Annotated in this window: 12 protein-coding genes; 11 read left to right on the forward strand and 1 reads right to left on the reverse strand. The window is 65.1% G+C overall.

The genetic code is table 11. From position 1 onward, the window contains the following. Positions 1 to 16 precede the first annotated feature (16 nt). The 3 genes from ACZ9GA_RS07275 to cysG all read left to right on the forward strand — a co-directional run bounded on the left by ACZ9GA_RS07275 (position 17) and on the right by cysG (position 4,783). Positions 17 to 1,342, forward strand: coding sequence for a replication-associated recombination protein A (locus tag ACZ9GA_RS07275; protein ID WP_457363326.1), 1,326 nt, complete (start codon positions 17 to 19; stop codon positions 1,340 to 1,342). Between the two features lie 765 nt (positions 1,343 to 2,107). After that, a complete protein-coding gene (gene serS, locus ACZ9GA_RS07280) occupies positions 2,108 to 3,388 on the forward strand; it encodes a serine--tRNA ligase (RefSeq protein WP_457363325.1) in 1,281 nt (426 codons plus the stop codon). Beyond that, positions 3,389 to 4,783, forward strand: a complete 1,395-nt coding sequence (gene cysG / locus ACZ9GA_RS07285) for a siroheme synthase CysG (RefSeq protein ID WP_457363324.1) — start codon at positions 3,389 to 3,391, stop codon at positions 4,781 to 4,783. A 109-nt stretch (positions 4,784 to 4,892) separates the two neighbouring features. Here the strand turns inward: cysG and ACZ9GA_RS07290 are convergent, their stop codons facing one another. Then, entirely contained in the window at positions 4,893 to 5,801 is a 909-nt protein-coding gene (locus ACZ9GA_RS07290) for a MurR/RpiR family transcriptional regulator (protein WP_027979537.1), read from the reverse strand. Positions 5,802 to 6,108: 307 nt separating this feature from the next. Here ACZ9GA_RS07290 and ACZ9GA_RS07295 point away from each other — a divergent pair, with 307 nt between their 5' ends. From ACZ9GA_RS07295 to ACZ9GA_RS07330, 8 genes are all read left to right on the forward strand, one after another. Continuing rightward, positions 6,109 to 8,052 carry a bifunctional 5-dehydro-2-deoxygluconokinase/5-dehydro-2-deoxyphosphogluconate aldolase gene (locus tag ACZ9GA_RS07295; RefSeq protein ID WP_457363323.1) on the forward strand — a complete coding sequence of 648 codons (1,944 nt, stop codon included), beginning with the start codon at positions 6,109 to 6,111 and terminating at the stop codon, positions 8,050 to 8,052. Between the two features lie 36 nt (positions 8,053 to 8,088). Then, entirely contained in the window at positions 8,089 to 8,997 is a 909-nt protein-coding gene (iolE, locus tag ACZ9GA_RS07300) for a myo-inosose-2 dehydratase (RefSeq protein WP_457363322.1), read from the forward strand. Beyond that, the gene (gene iolB, locus ACZ9GA_RS07305; protein WP_457363321.1) at positions 8,994 to 9,803 is read left to right on the forward strand and encodes a 5-deoxy-glucuronate isomerase; all 810 of its coding nucleotides are present in this window, start codon (positions 8,994 to 8,996) and stop codon (positions 9,801 to 9,803) included. The genes iolE and iolB overlap by 4 nt, the downstream gene beginning before the upstream one ends. Before the next feature lie 23 nt (positions 9,804 to 9,826). Next, positions 9,827 to 11,326, forward strand: coding sequence for a CoA-acylating methylmalonate-semialdehyde dehydrogenase (locus ACZ9GA_RS07310; RefSeq protein ID WP_457363320.1), 1,500 nt, complete (start codon positions 9,827 to 9,829; stop codon positions 11,324 to 11,326). A 222-nt stretch (positions 11,327 to 11,548) separates the two neighbouring features. Further along, positions 11,549 to 12,388 (forward strand): TIM barrel protein, encoded by an 840-nt coding sequence (locus tag ACZ9GA_RS07315; protein ID WP_457363319.1) that lies wholly within the window; start codon positions 11,549 to 11,551, stop codon positions 12,386 to 12,388. 89 nt (positions 12,389 to 12,477) lie between these two features. After that, positions 12,478 to 14,415 carry a 3D-(3,5/4)-trihydroxycyclohexane-1,2-dione acylhydrolase (decyclizing) gene (iolD, locus tag ACZ9GA_RS07320; protein ID WP_457363318.1) on the forward strand — a complete coding sequence of 646 codons (1,938 nt, stop codon included), beginning with the start codon at positions 12,478 to 12,480 and terminating at the stop codon, positions 14,413 to 14,415. A gap of 23 nt (positions 14,416 to 14,438) precedes the next feature. Further along, positions 14,439 to 15,473: a Gfo/Idh/MocA family protein gene (locus ACZ9GA_RS07325; RefSeq protein ID WP_457363317.1), complete on the forward strand. Its 1,035-nt coding sequence runs from the start codon at positions 14,439 to 14,441 to the stop codon at positions 15,471 to 15,473. 120 nt (positions 15,474 to 15,593) lie between these two features. Continuing rightward, positions 15,594 to 16,565 carry a sugar ABC transporter substrate-binding protein gene (locus tag ACZ9GA_RS07330; protein WP_457363316.1) on the forward strand — a complete coding sequence of 324 codons (972 nt, stop codon included), beginning with the start codon at positions 15,594 to 15,596 and terminating at the stop codon, positions 16,563 to 16,565. Positions 16,566 to 16,587 lie beyond the last annotated feature (22 nt).

The raw sequence follows: 16,587 nt of genomic DNA on the forward strand, positions 1-16,587 counted from the left end.
GGTAGCCCCGCCCGTCATGGACCTGTTTCGCAGTGAGCCCATCGCCCAGCCCCTGGCGGCGCGTCTGCGGGCGCGCAACCTGGACGAATACGTTGGCCAGCAGCACCTGCTGGCGCGCGGCAAGCCGCTGCGTGAAGCGCTGGAGCAGGGCGCCCTGCATTCGATGATCTTCTGGGGCCCGCCGGGGGTGGGCAAGACCACCCTGGCGCGGCTGCTGGCGGAAGTCTCGGACGCGCATTTCGAAACGGTCTCGGCGGTGCTGGCCGGGGTCAAGGAGATCCGCCAGGCCGTTGAAGTGGCCAAGCAGCAGGCGGGCCAGTACGGCCGTCGCACCATCCTGTTCGTGGACGAGGTGCACCGCTTCAACAAGTCCCAGCAGGACGCCTTCCTGCCCTACGTGGAAGACGGCACGCTGATTTTCATCGGCGCCACCACCGAAAACCCTTCGTTCGAACTCAACAACGCGCTGCTCTCAAGGGCGCGGGTGTACGTGCTCAAGAGCCTGGACGAGGCGGCGCTGCGGCAACTGGTGGACCGTGCCCTGACCGAAGAGCGTGGCCTGGGCAAGCGCCAGCTGCGCCTGGGCGATGAAGCCTTCGGCATGCTCCTGGCCGCTGCCGACGGTGATGGCCGGCGCATGCTCAACCTGCTGGAAAACGCCTCGGACCTGGCCGAAGACGGCGAAGAAATCGCCACCGAACTGCTGCAAAGCCTGCTGGGTGACACCCGCCGTCGTTTCGACAAGGGCGGCGAGGCGTTCTACGACCAGATCTCGGCGCTGCACAAGTCAGTGCGCGGCTCCAACCCCGACGGCGCGCTGTACTGGTACGCACGCATGATGGACGGCGGCTGCGACCCGCTGTACGTGGCCCGGCGCGTGGTGCGCATGGCCAGCGAGGACATCGGCAACGCCGACCCGCGCGCCCTCAGCCTGTGCCTGGCGGCGTGGGATGTGCAGGAGCGCCTGGGCAGCCCCGAGGGCGAACTGGCCGTGGCCCAGGCCATCATCTACCTGGCCTGCGCGCCAAAAAGCAACGCCGTGTACATGGGCTTCAAGCAGGCCATGCGCGAAGCGGCCGAATACGGCTCGCTGGAAGTGCCGCTGCACCTGCGCAACGCGCCGACCAAGCTGATGAAGCAGCTGGGTTACGGCGAAGAATACCGCTACGCCCACGATGAGCCCGATGCCTATGCGGCCGGTGAAGACTACTTCCCCGACCAGTTGGAACCGCGCCCGTACTACCAGCCGGTGCCGCGAGGCTTGGAGCTGAAAATCGGCGAAAAGCTCAAGCACCTATCCCAGCTCGACCGCCTCAGCCCACGCCAACGCCGCAAACCCTGAGGCCGAACCACCAAGGCGGACCAGGCACTCCCCCAGACAAAACAGGCCCGAAACAGATGTGGGACCGGCCTCTGGCCGGGAAGCGCCGCGCGGGCGGCGCTCGATCTCAAGGTCGCCACACCCCTAAAGACATGCACCCAGCAGCCACACAAAACTCCCCGTAGCCGCTGCCGCAGGCTGCGCTGGCCCTCAGCCTCACTCGATATCTCCAGGGTTCACACAGGCCAGCGCAGCCTGGCGGCAGCGGCTACGCGGATCGCATTATGGCTGCAAGGGGCTAGTCGATGTTTTTGCAGCGCTCATGAGATCGCGCGCCGCGCGGGCGGCGCTCGATCTCAAGGCCGCCTCCTCACTGAAGGCATGCAGCCAGCAGCCACACAAAACCCCGTAGCCGCTGCCGAAGGCTGCGCTGGCCCTGTGCCCCACTGGAGATTTTCAGGGTTCACACCGGCCAGCGCAGCCTGGCGGCAGCGGCTACGCGGATCGCATTATGGCTGCAAGGGGCTAGTCGATGTTTTTGCAGCGCTCTTGAGATCGAGCGCCGCCCGCGCGGCGCATCGCGGGCAAGCCCGGCTCCCACAGTTTGTTGCAACGTACCATGGCCTGATGGATCGGCGTTGTCAGCCCCGTTTGCCCGCTTTAGATGAATGGGTTCTGGAAACAGCCCTTCTATCCCGGTACGCTGGCCGTTAATATGGTCGGCTGCCCGGTGTCCCGCCCGCAACAAGGGCTGACCAAGACTTAATTTGATAACGAGAGACCGACATGCTCGATCCCCTGATTTTGCGTACCAAGCTCCACGAAACCGCGGATCGCCTCGCAGCCCGTGGCTACAGCCTGGACGTGGCGCGCCTGGAAGCGCTGGAAGCCCAGCGCAAGACCGTACAGACCCGCACCGAGCAACTGCAGGCCGAGCGTAACGCTCGCTCCAAATCCATTGGCCAGGCCAAGCAGCGCGGCGAAGACATCGCGCCGCTGATGGCGGACGTCGATCGCATGGCCGGCGAGCTGGCCGAAGGCAAGGCCGAGCTGGACAAGCTGCAGGCCGAGCTGGACTCCATCGTGCTGGGCATTCCCAACCTGCCGCACGAATCGGTACCGGTCGGCGAAGACGAAGACGGCAACGTCGAAGTGCGCCGCTGGGGCACCCCGGCCGACTTCGGTTTTGAAGTCAAAGACCACGTGGCCCTGGGCGAGAAGTTCGGCTGGCTGGACTTCGAGACCGCCGCCAAGCTGTCCGGCGCACGCTTCGCCTTGCTGCGCGGCCCGATTGCCCGCCTGCACCGCGCCCTGGCGCAGTTCATGATCAACCTGCACGTCACCGAGCACGGTTACGAAGAGGCCTACACCCCGTACCTGGTCCAGGCCCCGGCGCTCAAAGGCACCGGCCAGCTGCCCAAGTTCGAGGAAGACCTGTTCAAGATCAGCCGCGAAGGCGAAGCCGATCTGTACCTGATCCCGACCGCCGAAGTGTCGCTGACCAACATCGTCGCCGGCGAAATCCTCGACGCCAAGCAGCTGCCGCTCAAACTGGTCGCCCACACCCCGTGCTTCCGCAGCGAAGCCGGCGCATCGGGCCGTGACACCCGCGGCATGATCCGTCAGCACCAGTTCGACAAGGTCGAGATGGTGCAGGTTGTCGAGCCGTCGAAATCCATGCAAGCCCTGGAAAGCCTGACCGCCAACGCGGAGCGCGTGCTGCAGGCCCTGGAGCTGCCGTACCGCGTGCTGGCCCTGTGCACCGGCGACATGGGCTTCAGCGCCGTGAAAACCTACGACCTGGAAGTGTGGATCCCCAGCCAGGACAAGTACCGCGAAATTTCCTCGTGCTCCAACACCGGTGATTTCCAGGCCCGCCGCATGCAGGCGCGTTTCCGCAACCCGGAAACCGGCAAGCCGGAGCTGGTGCACACCCTCAACGGTTCGGGCCTGGCCGTGGGCCGTACCCTGGTGGCCGTGCTGGAAAACTACCAGCAGGCCGACGGTTCGATCCGCGTGCCGGACGTGCTGAAGCCTTACATGGGCGGCCTCGAGGTTATCGGCTAAATGGAATTCCTGCCGCTGTTTCACAAGCTCAAGGGCAGCCGCGTGCTGGTCGTGGGCGGGGGCGAAATCGCCCTGCGCAAGTCGCGCCTGCTGGCCGATGCCGGCGCGCTGCTGCGCGTGGTGGCCCCGGCCATTGAGGCGCAGTTGGACGAACTGGTGCACAGCAGCGGCGGTGAAGCGGTGCTTCGCGGTTATCAGGAAAGCGACCTGGACGGTTGCCAGCTGATCATCGCCGCCACCGACGACGAAGCCCTCAACGCTCAGGTGTCAGCCGATGCCAAGCGCCGTTGCGTGCCGGTCAACGTGGTGGACGCGCCGGCCCTGTGCAGCGTGATCTTCCCCGCCATCGTCGATCGCTCGCCGTTGGTGGTGGCGGTGTCCAGTGGCGGCGACGCGCCGGTGCTGGCGCGCCTGATCCGCGCCAAGATGGAGGCCTGGATTCCGTCGGCCTATGGCGAGCTGGCCGGTTTGGCGGCGCGCTTTCGTGCCCAGGTGAAAAGTCTTTACCCCAACGTGCAGCAACGCCGCGCGTTCTGGGAAGAGGTGTTCCAGGGCCCGATCGCCGACCGTCAACTGGCGGGGCAGGGCGCGGAAGCGGAAAAGATGCTGGTGGAAAAGATCAACGGCCAGCCGCCCCATGCCCCGGGTGAGGTTTACCTGGTAGGGGCCGGTCCGGGTGATCCCGACCTGCTGACCTTCAAGGCCCTGCGCCTGATGCAGCAGGCCGATGTGGTGCTGTACGACCGCCTGGTGGCCCCGGCCATCATCGAGTTGTGCCGCCGCGATGCCGAGCGCATCTACGTGGGCAAGCGCCGCGCCGACCATGCCGTGCCGCAAGACCAGATCAACCAGCAACTGGTGACCTTGGCCAAGCAAGGCAAGCGCGTGGTGCGGCTCAAGGGGGGCGATCCGTTCATCTTTGGCCGTGGTGGCGAGGAAATCGAGGAGCTGGCGGCCCATGGCATCCCGTTCCAGGTGGTGCCGGGCATTACCGCGGCCAGTGGCTGCGCGGCGTATGCGGGCATCCCGCTGACCCACCGCGACCATGCCCAGTCGGTGCGCTTCATCACCGGTCACCTCAAGGACGGTACCAGCGACCTGCCGTGGAGCGACCTGGTGGCGCCGGCCCAGACCCTGGTGTTCTACATGGGCCTGGTGGGCTTGCCGACCATCTGCCAGCAACTGATCGAGCATGGCCGCGCCGCCGATACCCCGGCGGCGTTGGTGCAGCAGGGCACCACGGTCAACCAGCGTGTCTTCACCGGCACCCTGGCCGACCTGCCGCGGTTGGTGGCGGAGCATGAAGTACATGCCCCGACACTGGTCATCGTCGGTGAAGTGGTGCAGTTGCGCGAAAAGCTGGCCTGGTTCGAAGGCGCGCAGAAAACCGTCTAATCTGCGTCGCCCGTATCGCGGCCAAGGCCGGCTCCTACCACGATTGGTGTAGGAGCCGGCCTTGGCCGCGATGCATCCACCGCAGATCGATCTGCCGGGGTGAGGGGGCTCAATCGTCGAATCCCACCTGCTCGTGCATCTCATCCACCTTCAATTCCAGCCGATACGCCACGGCAATGAACAACGCCTGGCACAGGCACAACGTGGCGCTCAACGAGCGAAACGCGAACGAACTCCCCTCATTCACCAGCAACACGCTATTGGCCCGCTTGGCCAGCGGCGACAGGTTGGAATCGGTGATGATCAGCGTCTTGGCCTGATGGTGCTGGGCAATGCGCAGGCAATGCTGGGTCTCCTTGCCATACGGCGTGAAACTGATGGCAATCACCAGGTCGCCCTGGCGCACGCTGCGCATCTGTTCGCGGTAACTGCCGCCCAGCCCTGACACCAGGTGAATACGCTTGTTGGTGTGCTGCAGGTTATAGACCAGGTAGTCGGCCACCGCGAACGAGCGGCGCACACCCACCACGTAGATGTTCTCGGCATTGACCACCAGGTCCACGGCCTTCTCGAAGGCCACGTCATCCAGTTCCCCGCCCAAACGCTCGATACCCGACAAGGTCGCGTCGATGCACTCGCGCGCCAGGTCCGCGCCGCTGGCTTTCTGCGATTTGTTGGCGATCAGGTTGCGAATCCGCTGCTGGTAGTTCTGTACCGGCGTGGCCTTGTGGGTATAGGCGTCGCGGAACAGCGCCTGCATTTCGCTGAAACCGCTGAAGCCAAAGCGTTGGGAGAAGCGCACGATGGCCGAAGGGTGCACCTCGCATTCCCCGGCGATGTCGCTGATGCGATCGACCATGATGCGATCGCTCTGCTGGTTCATGTAACTGGCGATGCGCTTGAGCTGACGGGGCAGCCCTTCGTATTCGCGGGTGATCAGTTGCAGCAGCTGCTCGGCGGTGGCCGGGGCGCTGTCGGCTTGCGGCTCGGTGGGGGCCTGCTGATCAGGGCGGGACATGGTCTTATCCTTCTGGCGGAATCACTAGGGCCGGCCTTGCACGGGCGTCCCTGTTCTAAATGTTATGGGCGCAGTCTACAGGGTAGGCAAGGAAAAAAACCTGAGCAAAAGGTCCAGTTCCACGGCCAATCCCGCCAGAAGCGCTCAAGCGCAGTATGACGGAATGGAAATGGAAAATAAATTCCGAGTAAAATTCTTATAGAAAAAAAGTTGATTCCGTAGAAAAGGCGTTCTAGTCTGGAGCCAAGACAACGACATCGGCCACCTTTGGCCGGTGCGCAGGCTGATAAAAATAACAGGAGCCAGCATGGGCCAGACTCGTTTTGCCACTGGGCGTCAATTGGATCTGATTTGCCTGGGACGCCTGGGCGTCGACCTGTATGCGCAGCAAGTGGGCGCCAGGTTGGAGGACGTTACCAGTTTCGCCAAATACCTCGGCGGCTCGTCTGCCAACATCGCCTTCGGTACAGCCAGGCTGGGCCTCAAGTCGGCGATGCTGACGCGGGTGGGCGACGACCACATGGGCCGCTTCCTGGTGGAGTCGCTGCAGCGCGAAGGCTGCAACACCGACGCCATCAAGGTCGACCCCGAGCGCCTCACCGCCATGGTGCTGCTGGGCCTCAAGGACCGTGAAACCTTCCCACTGGTGTTCTACCGCGAAAACTGCGCCGACATGGCCCTGCGCGCCGAAGACGTGCGCGAGGACTTCATCGCCTCCAGCAAGGCACTGCTGATCACCGGCACGCATTTCTCCACCGACGGCGTGTTCCAGGCCAGCAGCCAGGCGCTGGATTACGCCGAGCGGCACAACGTCAAACGTGTCCTGGATATCGATTACCGCCCGGTGCTGTGGGGCCTGGCCGGCAAGGCCGACGGCGAGACGCGCTTTGTCGCCGACCACAAGGTCACCGCCCACGTGCAGCGCATCCTGCCGCGCTTCGACCTGATCGTCGGCACCGAAGAAGAATTCCTGATTGCCGGTGGCAGCACTGATTTGCTGACTGCCCTGCGCGCCGTACGCGAACTGAGCGCCGCCACCCTGGTGGTCAAGCTGGGCGCCCAAGGCTGCACGGTGATCCACGGCGCCATCCCGGCCCGCCTGGAAGACGGCGAAATCCACCCCGGCACCCGCGTCGAAGTGCTCAACGTGCTGGGCGCCGGCGATGCCTTCATGTCCGGCTTCCTCAGCGGCTGGCTGGACGATGCCGATGACGACCGCTGCTGCCAGCTGGCCAATGCCTGCGGCGGCCTGGTGGTGTCGCGCCATGCCTGCGCGCCGGCCATGCCCACCCCGGCCGAGCTGGACTACCTGTTCAACAGCCCGGTGCCCATCACCCGGCCCGACAAGGACGAAACCCTGCAGCGCCTGCACCGCGTGACCGTGCCGCGCAAACAGTGGCAGCAGCTGTTCATCTTTGCCTTTGACCACCGTGGTCAACTGGTGGAGCTGGCCCAGCAGGCCGGGCGTGACCTGGACACTATCGCGCATCTCAAACAGTTGTTCCTGCGGGCCATCGAGGAAGTGGAGGGCGACCTGGCCAAGCGCGGCATCGCTGCCGATGTTGGCCTGCTGGCGGACCAGCGTTTTGGCCAGGACGCCCTCAACGCCGCCACCGGCCGTGGCTGGTGGATCGCTCGCCCGGTCGAGGTGCAAGGCTCGCGGCCGCTGGCCTTCGAACACGGCCGCTCGGTGGCCAGCAACCTGATTGCCTGGCCTGGCGAACAGATCATCAAGTGCCTGGTGCAATTCCATCCTGACGACGAGCCGCTGCTGCGTCTGGAACAGGAAGCGCAGATTCGCGGCCTGTACGAAGCCTCGATCACCAGCGGCCACGAACTGCTGCTGGAAGTGATACCGCCCAAAGACCTGCCCGGCGCCCACCCCGACGTGCTGTACCGCGCCATCAAGCGCCTCTACAACCTGGGCATTTACCCGGCCTGGTGGAAGATCGAAGCGCAGAGCGCCGAGCAGTGGCAAGCGCTGGACGCTCTGATTGAAGAGCGCGACCCCTATTGCCGTGGCGTGGTGCTGCTGGGCCTCAATGCCCCGGCTGCTGACTTGGCCGAAGGCTTCGCCCAGGCCGCCGACAGTCGTACCTGCCGCGGCTTCGCCGTGGGCCGCACGATTTTCCACGAACCCAGCCGCGCCTGGTTCCAGGGCGAGATCGACGACGCCGGGCTGGTGGCCCAGGTGCGCCAGCGGTTCAGTCAATTGATCGAAGCCTGGCGCTCGGCCCGTCACGGGCGCTGAACGTCACCCACACCGATAACAACAACAGGTGCAGCCATGCCATCCGCGATTCGTATCGGCATCAACCCGATTTCCTGGAGCAACGACGACCTGCCGTCCCTGGGCGGCGAAACCCCGCTGAGCACCGCGCTCAGCGAGGGCAAGGCCATCGGCTACGAAGGCTTTGAACTCAACGGTAAATTCCCCAAGGACGCCCAGGGCGTGGCCCAGGTGCTCAAGCCTTATGACCTGGCGCTGGTCTCGGGCTGGTATTCGGGCCGGCTGGCCAGCCGCTCGGCTGCCGAAGAGATCGACGCCATCGCCAGCCACGTGCAGCTGCTGGCCGCCAACGGCGCCACGGTGCTGGTGTACGGCGAGGTGGCCGACTCGATTCAGGGCAGCCGTATCCGCCTGGTGGAGCGCCCGCGCTTTCACAGCGAAGCCGCCTGGAAAGACTACGCGGCCAAGCTCGACGAACTGGCCAACTTTACCCTGAGCCAGGGCGTGCGCCTGGCCTACCACCATCACATGGGCGCCTACGTGGAAGCGCCCGAGGACATCGACAGGCTGATGGCCCTGACCGGCGACCAGGTAGGCCTGCTGTTCGACGCCGGGCACTGCTTCATGGGCGGCGGCGACCCGCTGACCGTGCTGCGCAAGCATATCCGCCGCGTCTGCCACGTGCATTTCAAGGACGTGCGCCAACCGGTGGTGCAACTGGCGCGCAACAACCTGTGGAGCTTCCCCGACTGCATCGTCAACGGCACGTTCACCGTGCCCGGTGACGGCGACATCGATTTCGCGCCGCTGCTCGACGAGTTGCTGGCGGTGGATTACAGCGGCTGGCTGGTGGTGGAGGCCGAGCAGGACCCGGCCGTGGCCCCCAGCTACGTCTACGCCAAGAAAGGTTTCGACACCCTGAGCGCCTTGCTCGCCCAGGCCCGGCAACGGAGGAGTGCAGCATGAGCCTGCTGGTCAAAAGTCAGAAACAGGGCCCGGACGTAGTGCGTCTGGCCGACGGCACCCTGGAATACGTGGGCTTCAGCGCCCACCGCCTGAGCCTGGGCGAAAGCCTGCCCCTGAGCGCAGGCAGCCAGGAATTGTGCGTGGTGCTGCTCAGCGGCCGCGCCAGCCTGGCGGGCGAGGCGCCCGTGCAGGGCAGCTTCAGCTGGGACAACCTGGGCGAGCGCCAGTCAGTGTTCGAGGACAAGTCGCCGTGGGCGGTGTACCTCCCCAGCGGCAGCCAGGCGCGCCTGCAGGCCCTTGGCGAGGTGCAGGTGGCGGTGTGCGCGGCCCCTGGCGCTGCGTCGGGCGCCTTGGCGGCACGGGTGATCACGCCCGAGAGCATGAAGCGCAGCACCCGCGGCAAGGGCGCCAACACCCGCTACGTGTGCGACATCCTGCCGGACACGTCGGTGGCCCATTCGCTGCTGGTGGTGGAAGTACGCACGCCCTCGGGTCACAGCTCCAGCTACCCGCCGCACAAGCACGACCGCGATGCATTGCCGGCGGAAAGCTTTCTGGAGGAGACCTACTTCCACCAGATCAACCCGCCCCAGGGTTTTGTCTTTCAGCGTGTGTACACCGATGACCGGCGCATCGACCAGGCCATGGCCGTGGAAAACAACGACCTGGTGGTGGTGCCCGAGGGTTACCACCCGGTCAGCGTGCCATACGGCTACGAGAGCTATTACCTCAACGTCATGGCCGGCCCCAAGCGCGTTTGGCAGTTCCATAACGACCCGCAGCACGAATGGCTGCTGGACCTCTGACTTTTACGGACAAGAGAATCCCCATGAGCGAAGTTCCCGTTATCGGCCACTACCTGCACGGTCGCCTGAACACCGAAGCCGAGCGCCACGTGCCGGTGTTCAACCCGGCCACCGGCCAGCCCCAGGCCCAGGTGGCCCTGGCCAGTGTGCAAACCGTGGAGGCGGCGATTGCGTCGGCGAAGCAGGCGTTCCCGGCCTGGTCCGAGCAGTCGGCCCTGCGCCGTGCGCGCATCCTGTTCAAGTTCAAGGAGCTGCTGGACCAGCACCAGGACGAACTTGCTACTTTGATAAGCCGTGAGCACGGCAAGGTGTTCTCCGACGCCCGTGGCGAAGTGACCCGCGGCATCGAGATCGTCGAGTTCGCCTGCGGTGCGCCCAGCCTGTTGCAAACCTCGTTCAGCGACAACATCGGCGGCGGCATCGACAACTGGAACCTGCGCCAGCCCCTGGGCGTGTGCGCCGGCGTCACGCCGTTCAACTTCCCGGTCATGGTGCCGCTGTGGATGATCCCCATGGCCCTGGTCACCGGTAACTGCTTTGTGCTCAAACCGTCGGAACGCGACCCTAGCGCCAGCTTGCTGATGGCGCGGTTGCTGACCGAGGCGGGGCTGCCGGACGGCGTGTTCAACGTGGTGCAGGGCGACAAGACCGCCGTCGATGCACTGCTGCAGCACCCGGACGTGGAAGCGATCTCGTTTGTCGGCTCCACGCCGATTGCCGAATACATCCACCAGCAGGCTAGCGCCCGTGGCAAGCGCGTGCAGGCGCTGGGCGGGGCCAAGAACCACATGATCGTAATGCCCGACGCCGACCTGGACCAGGCCGCCGACGCGCTGATGGGCGCCGCCTTCGGTTCGGCAGGGGAGCGCTGCATGGCCATTTCCATCGCCGTGGCGGTGGGCGATGTGGGCGACCGGCTGATTGAGAAACTGCTGCCGCGCATCGATCGCCTCAAGGTTGGCAACGGCCTGGAGGCGGCCAGTGAAATGGGGCCGCTGGTGACTGCCGAGCACAAGGCCAAGGTTGAAGGCTTTATCGCCGAGGGCGTGGCCCAGGGCGCGCAATTGCTGGTGGATGGGCGTGGCCTGAAAGTGCCGGGCCATGAGCAAGGGTTCTTCGTCGGCGCCACGCTGTTCGATGGCGTTTCCACCGAGATGAGCATCTATCGCCAGGAAATCTTCGGGCCGGTGCTGGGCATCATCCGCGTGCCGGATTTCGCCACGGCAGTGGAACTGATCAACGCCCATGAGTTTGGCAACGGTGTGTCGTGCTTCACCAGTGACGGCGGCATTGCCCGGGCGTTCGCGCGCACCATCAAGGTGGGCATGGTGGGTATCAACGTGCCGATCCCGGTGCCCATGGCCTGGCATTCGTTTGGGGGCTGGAAGCGGTCGCTGTTTGGTGATCACCATGCCTATGGTGAGGAAGGGCTGCGGTTTTATAGCCGTTACAAGAGCGTGATGCAGCGTTGGCCGGACAGCATCGCCAAGGGTGCCGAATTCAGTATGCCGACTGCCAAATAGATGTGTGTTGCCTGTTTCCCGAGCTTCGCTCGGTCCCACACCGTTCGCGGCAGTTGAATCAGTCAGGCAAAGCACTCAGCTTTTGGTCGCACTGCAGGCTCATCTGCGGAGCTGCCAAAAGCTAAGAGCTTTGCCCCCCTGACACCACTGCCGCGAACGGTGTGGGACCGAGCGAAGCTCGGGAAGAGGCCACCACCCTTCCAACTCAGGAGAACAATAACAATGCGCCAACCCCTGCGTTTCGCCCTCAACCGCATGGTCGCCCCCCGCCTGCCACTGGCTGAGTTCATCCAGCTGGCGGTAGCCCTCAAGGCCGACGCCATCGAAATTCGCAATGACCTCAAGGGCGTCGAAATCGAAAACGGCACACCGCCCGAAACCGTCCGCCAACTGTGTGAGGCCCACGGCATCACCGTGTTGTCGATCAACGCCCTATACCCCTTCGACGTGTGGAACGACGAGCGCCGCGCCCAGGCCCTGAAGCTGACGGCCTATGCCCGCGACTGCGGCGCCCAGGGGCTGGTGATGTGCCCGTTCAACGAACCCGACAGCCGCAGCGTCGCCGAACGCGCCGCCGGCCTGCGCACTGCCCTGACCGCCCTGGCACCGATCCTGCGCGACCATGGCCTGCTGGGCTTCGTCGAACCGCTGGGCTTCGAAACCTCGGCCCTGCGCCGCAAACGTACGGCGGTGGAGGCCATCAAGGCCATCGGCGGCCTGGACGTGTTCCGCCTGGTGCACGACACCTTCCACCATCACCTGGCCGGCGAGCAGGAGTTCTTCCCGGCGCTGACCGGCTTGGTGCACATCAGCGGTGTGGAGGATGCCAAGGCGCCGCTGGGCAGTATTGTCGACGGTCATCGGGTGTTGATCGGCGACGCCGACATCCTCGGCAATGCTGCGCAGATCGACAGCCTGCTGAGCACCGGCTACGGCGGCTACGTGTCGTGGGAGCCCTTCGCCGACAGCGTTCACGACCTGACCGACATCCGCCAGGCATTGGGGCAGAGCATGGCTTACCTCAGCCGTCAGCTAGCGTCGGCCACGCCACCCCACCCGTAGCCGCTGCCGAAGGCTGCGCTGGCCCGCGCACACGCCAAAAAATTCCAGCGAGGCCCCCCCCTCACACCGAACAATAAAAGGTGCACAGCATGAGCACGACACGATTGACCATGGCCCAGGCCCTGGTGCGTTTCCTGGACAATCAGTACATCGAAGTCGACGGCGTGCAAAGCAAGTTCGTCGAAGGCGTGTTCACCATTTTCGGCCACGGCAACGTGCTGGGCCTGGGCCAGGCCCTGGAGCAGGACCGCGGCCAATTGGTGGTCCACCAGGGCCGCAACGAACAGGGCATGGCCCACGCCGCCATCGGCTTCGCCAAGCAGCACCTGCGCCGCAAGATCTACGCCTGCAGCTCCTCGGTAGGCCCGGGCGCGGCCAACATGCTGACCGCTGCCGCGACCGCCACCGCCAACCGCATCCCGTTGTTGCTGTTGCCCGGCGACGTCTACGCCAGCCGCCAGCCCGACCCGGTGCTGCAACAGATCGAACAGTTCCATGACCTGAGCATCAGCACCAACGACGCCTTCAAGGCCGTCAGCAAGTACTGGGACCGCATCAACCGCCCCGAGCAGTTGATCAGCGCCGCGCTGCAGGCCATACGCGTGCTCACCGACCCTGCCGAGACCGGCGCCGTGACCCTGGCCTTGCCCCAGGATGTGCAGGCCGAGGCCCACGACTACCCCGACAGCTTCCTGGCGCGCCGCGTGCATCGCCTGGACCGTCGTCAGCCCAGTGCCGCATCGCTGGACGACGCGGTGGCGCTGCTGGCCGGCAAACGCAAACCGCTGATCATCTGCGGCGGTGGGGTGAAGTACTCCGGCGCCGCCGACACGTTGCAGGCCTTTGCCGAACGCTTCGACATCCCCTTCGCCGAAACCCAGGCCGGCAAAAGCGCCATCGTCTCCAGCCACCCCCTCAACGTCGGCGGCATTGGCGAAACCGGCTGCCTGGCCGCCAACCTGCTGGCCCGCGAGGCCGACCTGATCATCGGCATCGGCACCCGCTACACCGACTTCACCACCTCGTCCAAGTGGCTGTACCAGCACCCCGAGGTGCAGTTCATCAACCTCAACGTCAACGGCGGCGACGTGCTCAAGCTCGACGCCGTGCAGGTGCTGGCCGATGCCAAGCTGGGCTTGCAGCAATTGGCCGAGCCGCTGGCCCGCCAAGGCTACCGGGCCGGCTGGGGCAACCAGGTGATCGAAGCGCGCAGCCAGTACCACGCCGAGGTCGAGCGGGTGTATGCCGCTCAGTACAGCAGCGAAGACTTCAGCCCCGAGATCAGCGACCACCTGGACCCGGCCGTGCTGCGCGAGTTCATCGAACTGACCGGCTCGGCCCTGACCCAGAGCCAGGTGCTGGGGGTGATCAACCGTCAGCTCGACCCCGACGCGGTGATTGTCGCCGCCGCCGGCAGCCTGCCGGGCGACCTGCAACGGGTGTGGCAAAGCCGCAGCGTCAATAGCTACCACCTGGAATACGGCTACTCCTGCATGGGCTACGAGATCAACGCCGCGCTAGGCGTGAAGCTGGCCGAACCGGCGCGCGAGGTGTACGCGCTGGTGGGTGATGGCTCTTACATGATGCTGCACTCCGAGCTGGCCACCTCGATCCAGGAGCGCCGCAAGATCAACGTGCTGCTGCTGGACAACATGACCTTCGGTTGCATCAACAACCTGCAGATGGGCCATGGCATGGACAGCTTTGCCACCGAATTCCGCTACCGCAACCCGGAAACCGGCAACCTGGACGGCGGCTTCGTGCCGGTGGATTTCGCCATGAGTGCGGCGGCCTATGGCTGCAAGACCTACAAGGTCAGCACCCTGGAACAGTTGCACGCGGCCTTGCAGGACGCTCGCCAGCAGACGGTCTCGACCCTGATCGACATCAAGGTACTGCCCAAGACCATGGTCCACGGCTACCTGAGCTGGTGGCGGGTGGGCGTGGCCGAAGTCTCCACCAGCGCGCGCACGGCCCAGGCCAGGCACGAGCTCGACGAACAGCTGGCCAAGGCGCGCCAGTACTGACTTGCGACGACGGGGAAACGATCATGCGTATAGGACTTGTAGGCTACGGCCGCGGCGGTCGGGTGTTCCACGCCCCCATGCTCTCGAGTCTGGCCGATGCCACCTGGGTCGGCGTGGTCACGCGCTCGCCCGAGCGGCGCGCGCAACTGGCGGCGGATTATCCCGGGGTACCGGCCTTCGACACTTTGGCACAACTGGTGGAGGCGGGCGTGGACGCGGTGGTGATTTCCACCTCGCTCAAGGGCCGCCCGGGCCTGGTGCTGGAAGCCATCGAACACGGCGTGGCGGTGGTCAGCGACAAACCGTTCGCTGCCGACGCTGACCAGGGGCGGGTCTTGGTGCAGGCCGCCGAGCGTCAGGGCGTGCCCATCAGCGTGTACCAGAACCGTCGTTGGGATTCGGACTTCCTCACCGTGCGCAAGCTGGTGGACAGCGGCGCATTGGGCAAGGTGTCCCGCTTCGAATCGGCAGTGGAGCGCTTCGAGCCCGACAACCTGGGCAACGACAGTGGCGGTGGCTGGCTGCGTGATCTGGGCAGCCACCTGGTGGACCAGGCCCTGCAGTTGTTCGGCCCGGTGCAGCAGGTGTATGCCGAGCTTGAACAGCAAGCCGGGCAAAGCGTGGATCACGGCTTTTTCGTCTCCCTGACCCACGCCAGCGGGGTGGTCAGCCACTTGTTCGGCAACGGCTTGCAGAGCACGCCACGGCCACGCTTTCGCGTCAGCGGCGAGCATGGCAGTTACAGCGTCGAAGGCCTGGACGTGCAGAGCGAGCAGGCCGAGGCCGGCCTGACCCCGGCCACCGCCGGCGACAGCTGGGGCGTGGAGGAGCATCGGCGCTGGGGCTGGTTCGAGCAGGGCGGTGAGCGCGAGAAGGTCCCCTCCGAGCGCGGCAACTGGCCGGGGTTCTACCAGCAGTTGCAGGCGGCGGTCGACCAAGGCCAGGCGCTGCCCGTGGACGCCCGCGATGCGGTGCAGGCCCTGGTGATATTGGACGCCGCGCGACGCAGTGCCCAGCGCCGCGAAGTGGTGAAACTCGATGATGCAATTAAATTCTAATTTAATTTGATATGGAATTTATTTTCCACTAGAGTCAATTACAGGTTCCGACTTCACATGCAACGCGCCCCCGGCGCGACGCATGCAAATACCAAGCACAACAATAAAAAGGTGCCGTCGATGCAAACCTCTACCCCGCATGCCTCCGGCCTGCGCTCCACACGCACATCTCCCGTCCGCCGCCTGTGCCTTGCACTGGCCCTGTCACTGGCCAGCGGCGCGGCCCTGGCCGACCTCAAAGTGGGGGTGGCCATGTCGCAGTTCGACGACACCTGGCTCACCTACCTGCGCGAGGCCATGGGGGCCAAGGCCAAATCCCTGCCCGATGGCGTTTCGCTGCAGTTCGAAGATGCCCGTGGCGACGTGGTCAAGCAGCTCAGTCAGGTGGAAAGCTTCATCAGCCAGAAGGTCGACGCCATCATCGTCAACCCCGTGGACACCGCCGCCACCAAGCGCATCACCGACGAGGCCACCCAGGCCGGCATCCCGCTGGTGTACGTCAACCGCAGCCCCGATGACCCCAACCAGCCCAAGGGCGTGGTCGTGGTGGCCTCCGATGACATCAAGGCCGGCGAAATGCAGGCCCAGTACCTGGCCGACAAAATGGGCGGCAAGGGCAGTGTGGTGATCCTGTTGGGCGACCTGGCCAACAACTCCACGCAGAACCGCACCAAGGGCGTCAAGGAAGTGCTGGCCAAGTACCCCGGCATCAAGATCGATCAGGAACAGACCGGCATCTGGCTGCGCCAGAAAGGCATGGACCTGGTCAACGACTGGATCACCCAGGGTCGCGAGTTCAACGCCGTGCTGTCCAACAACGACGAGATGGCCATCGGCGCGGCCATGGCGTTGAAACAGGCCGGTGTCGAGAAAGGCAAGGTGCTGATCGGCGGCGTCGACGGCACTCCCGATGGCCTCAACGCCGTGAAGAAGGGTGATTTGGCCGTCTCGGTGTACCAGGACGCCAAGGGGCAGGCCGACGCCTCGGTGGAAGCCGCGGTGAAAATGGCCCACAAGGAAACCGTGGCGCCGCGCCTGATGGTCCCTTACCAGCTGATCACCGCCGACAACGCCGACCAGTTCAAACACTGATTGCCCGCCCGGCCTGTGGAGT

Source organism: Pseudomonas sp. TE3644 (genome assembly GCF_056278815.1).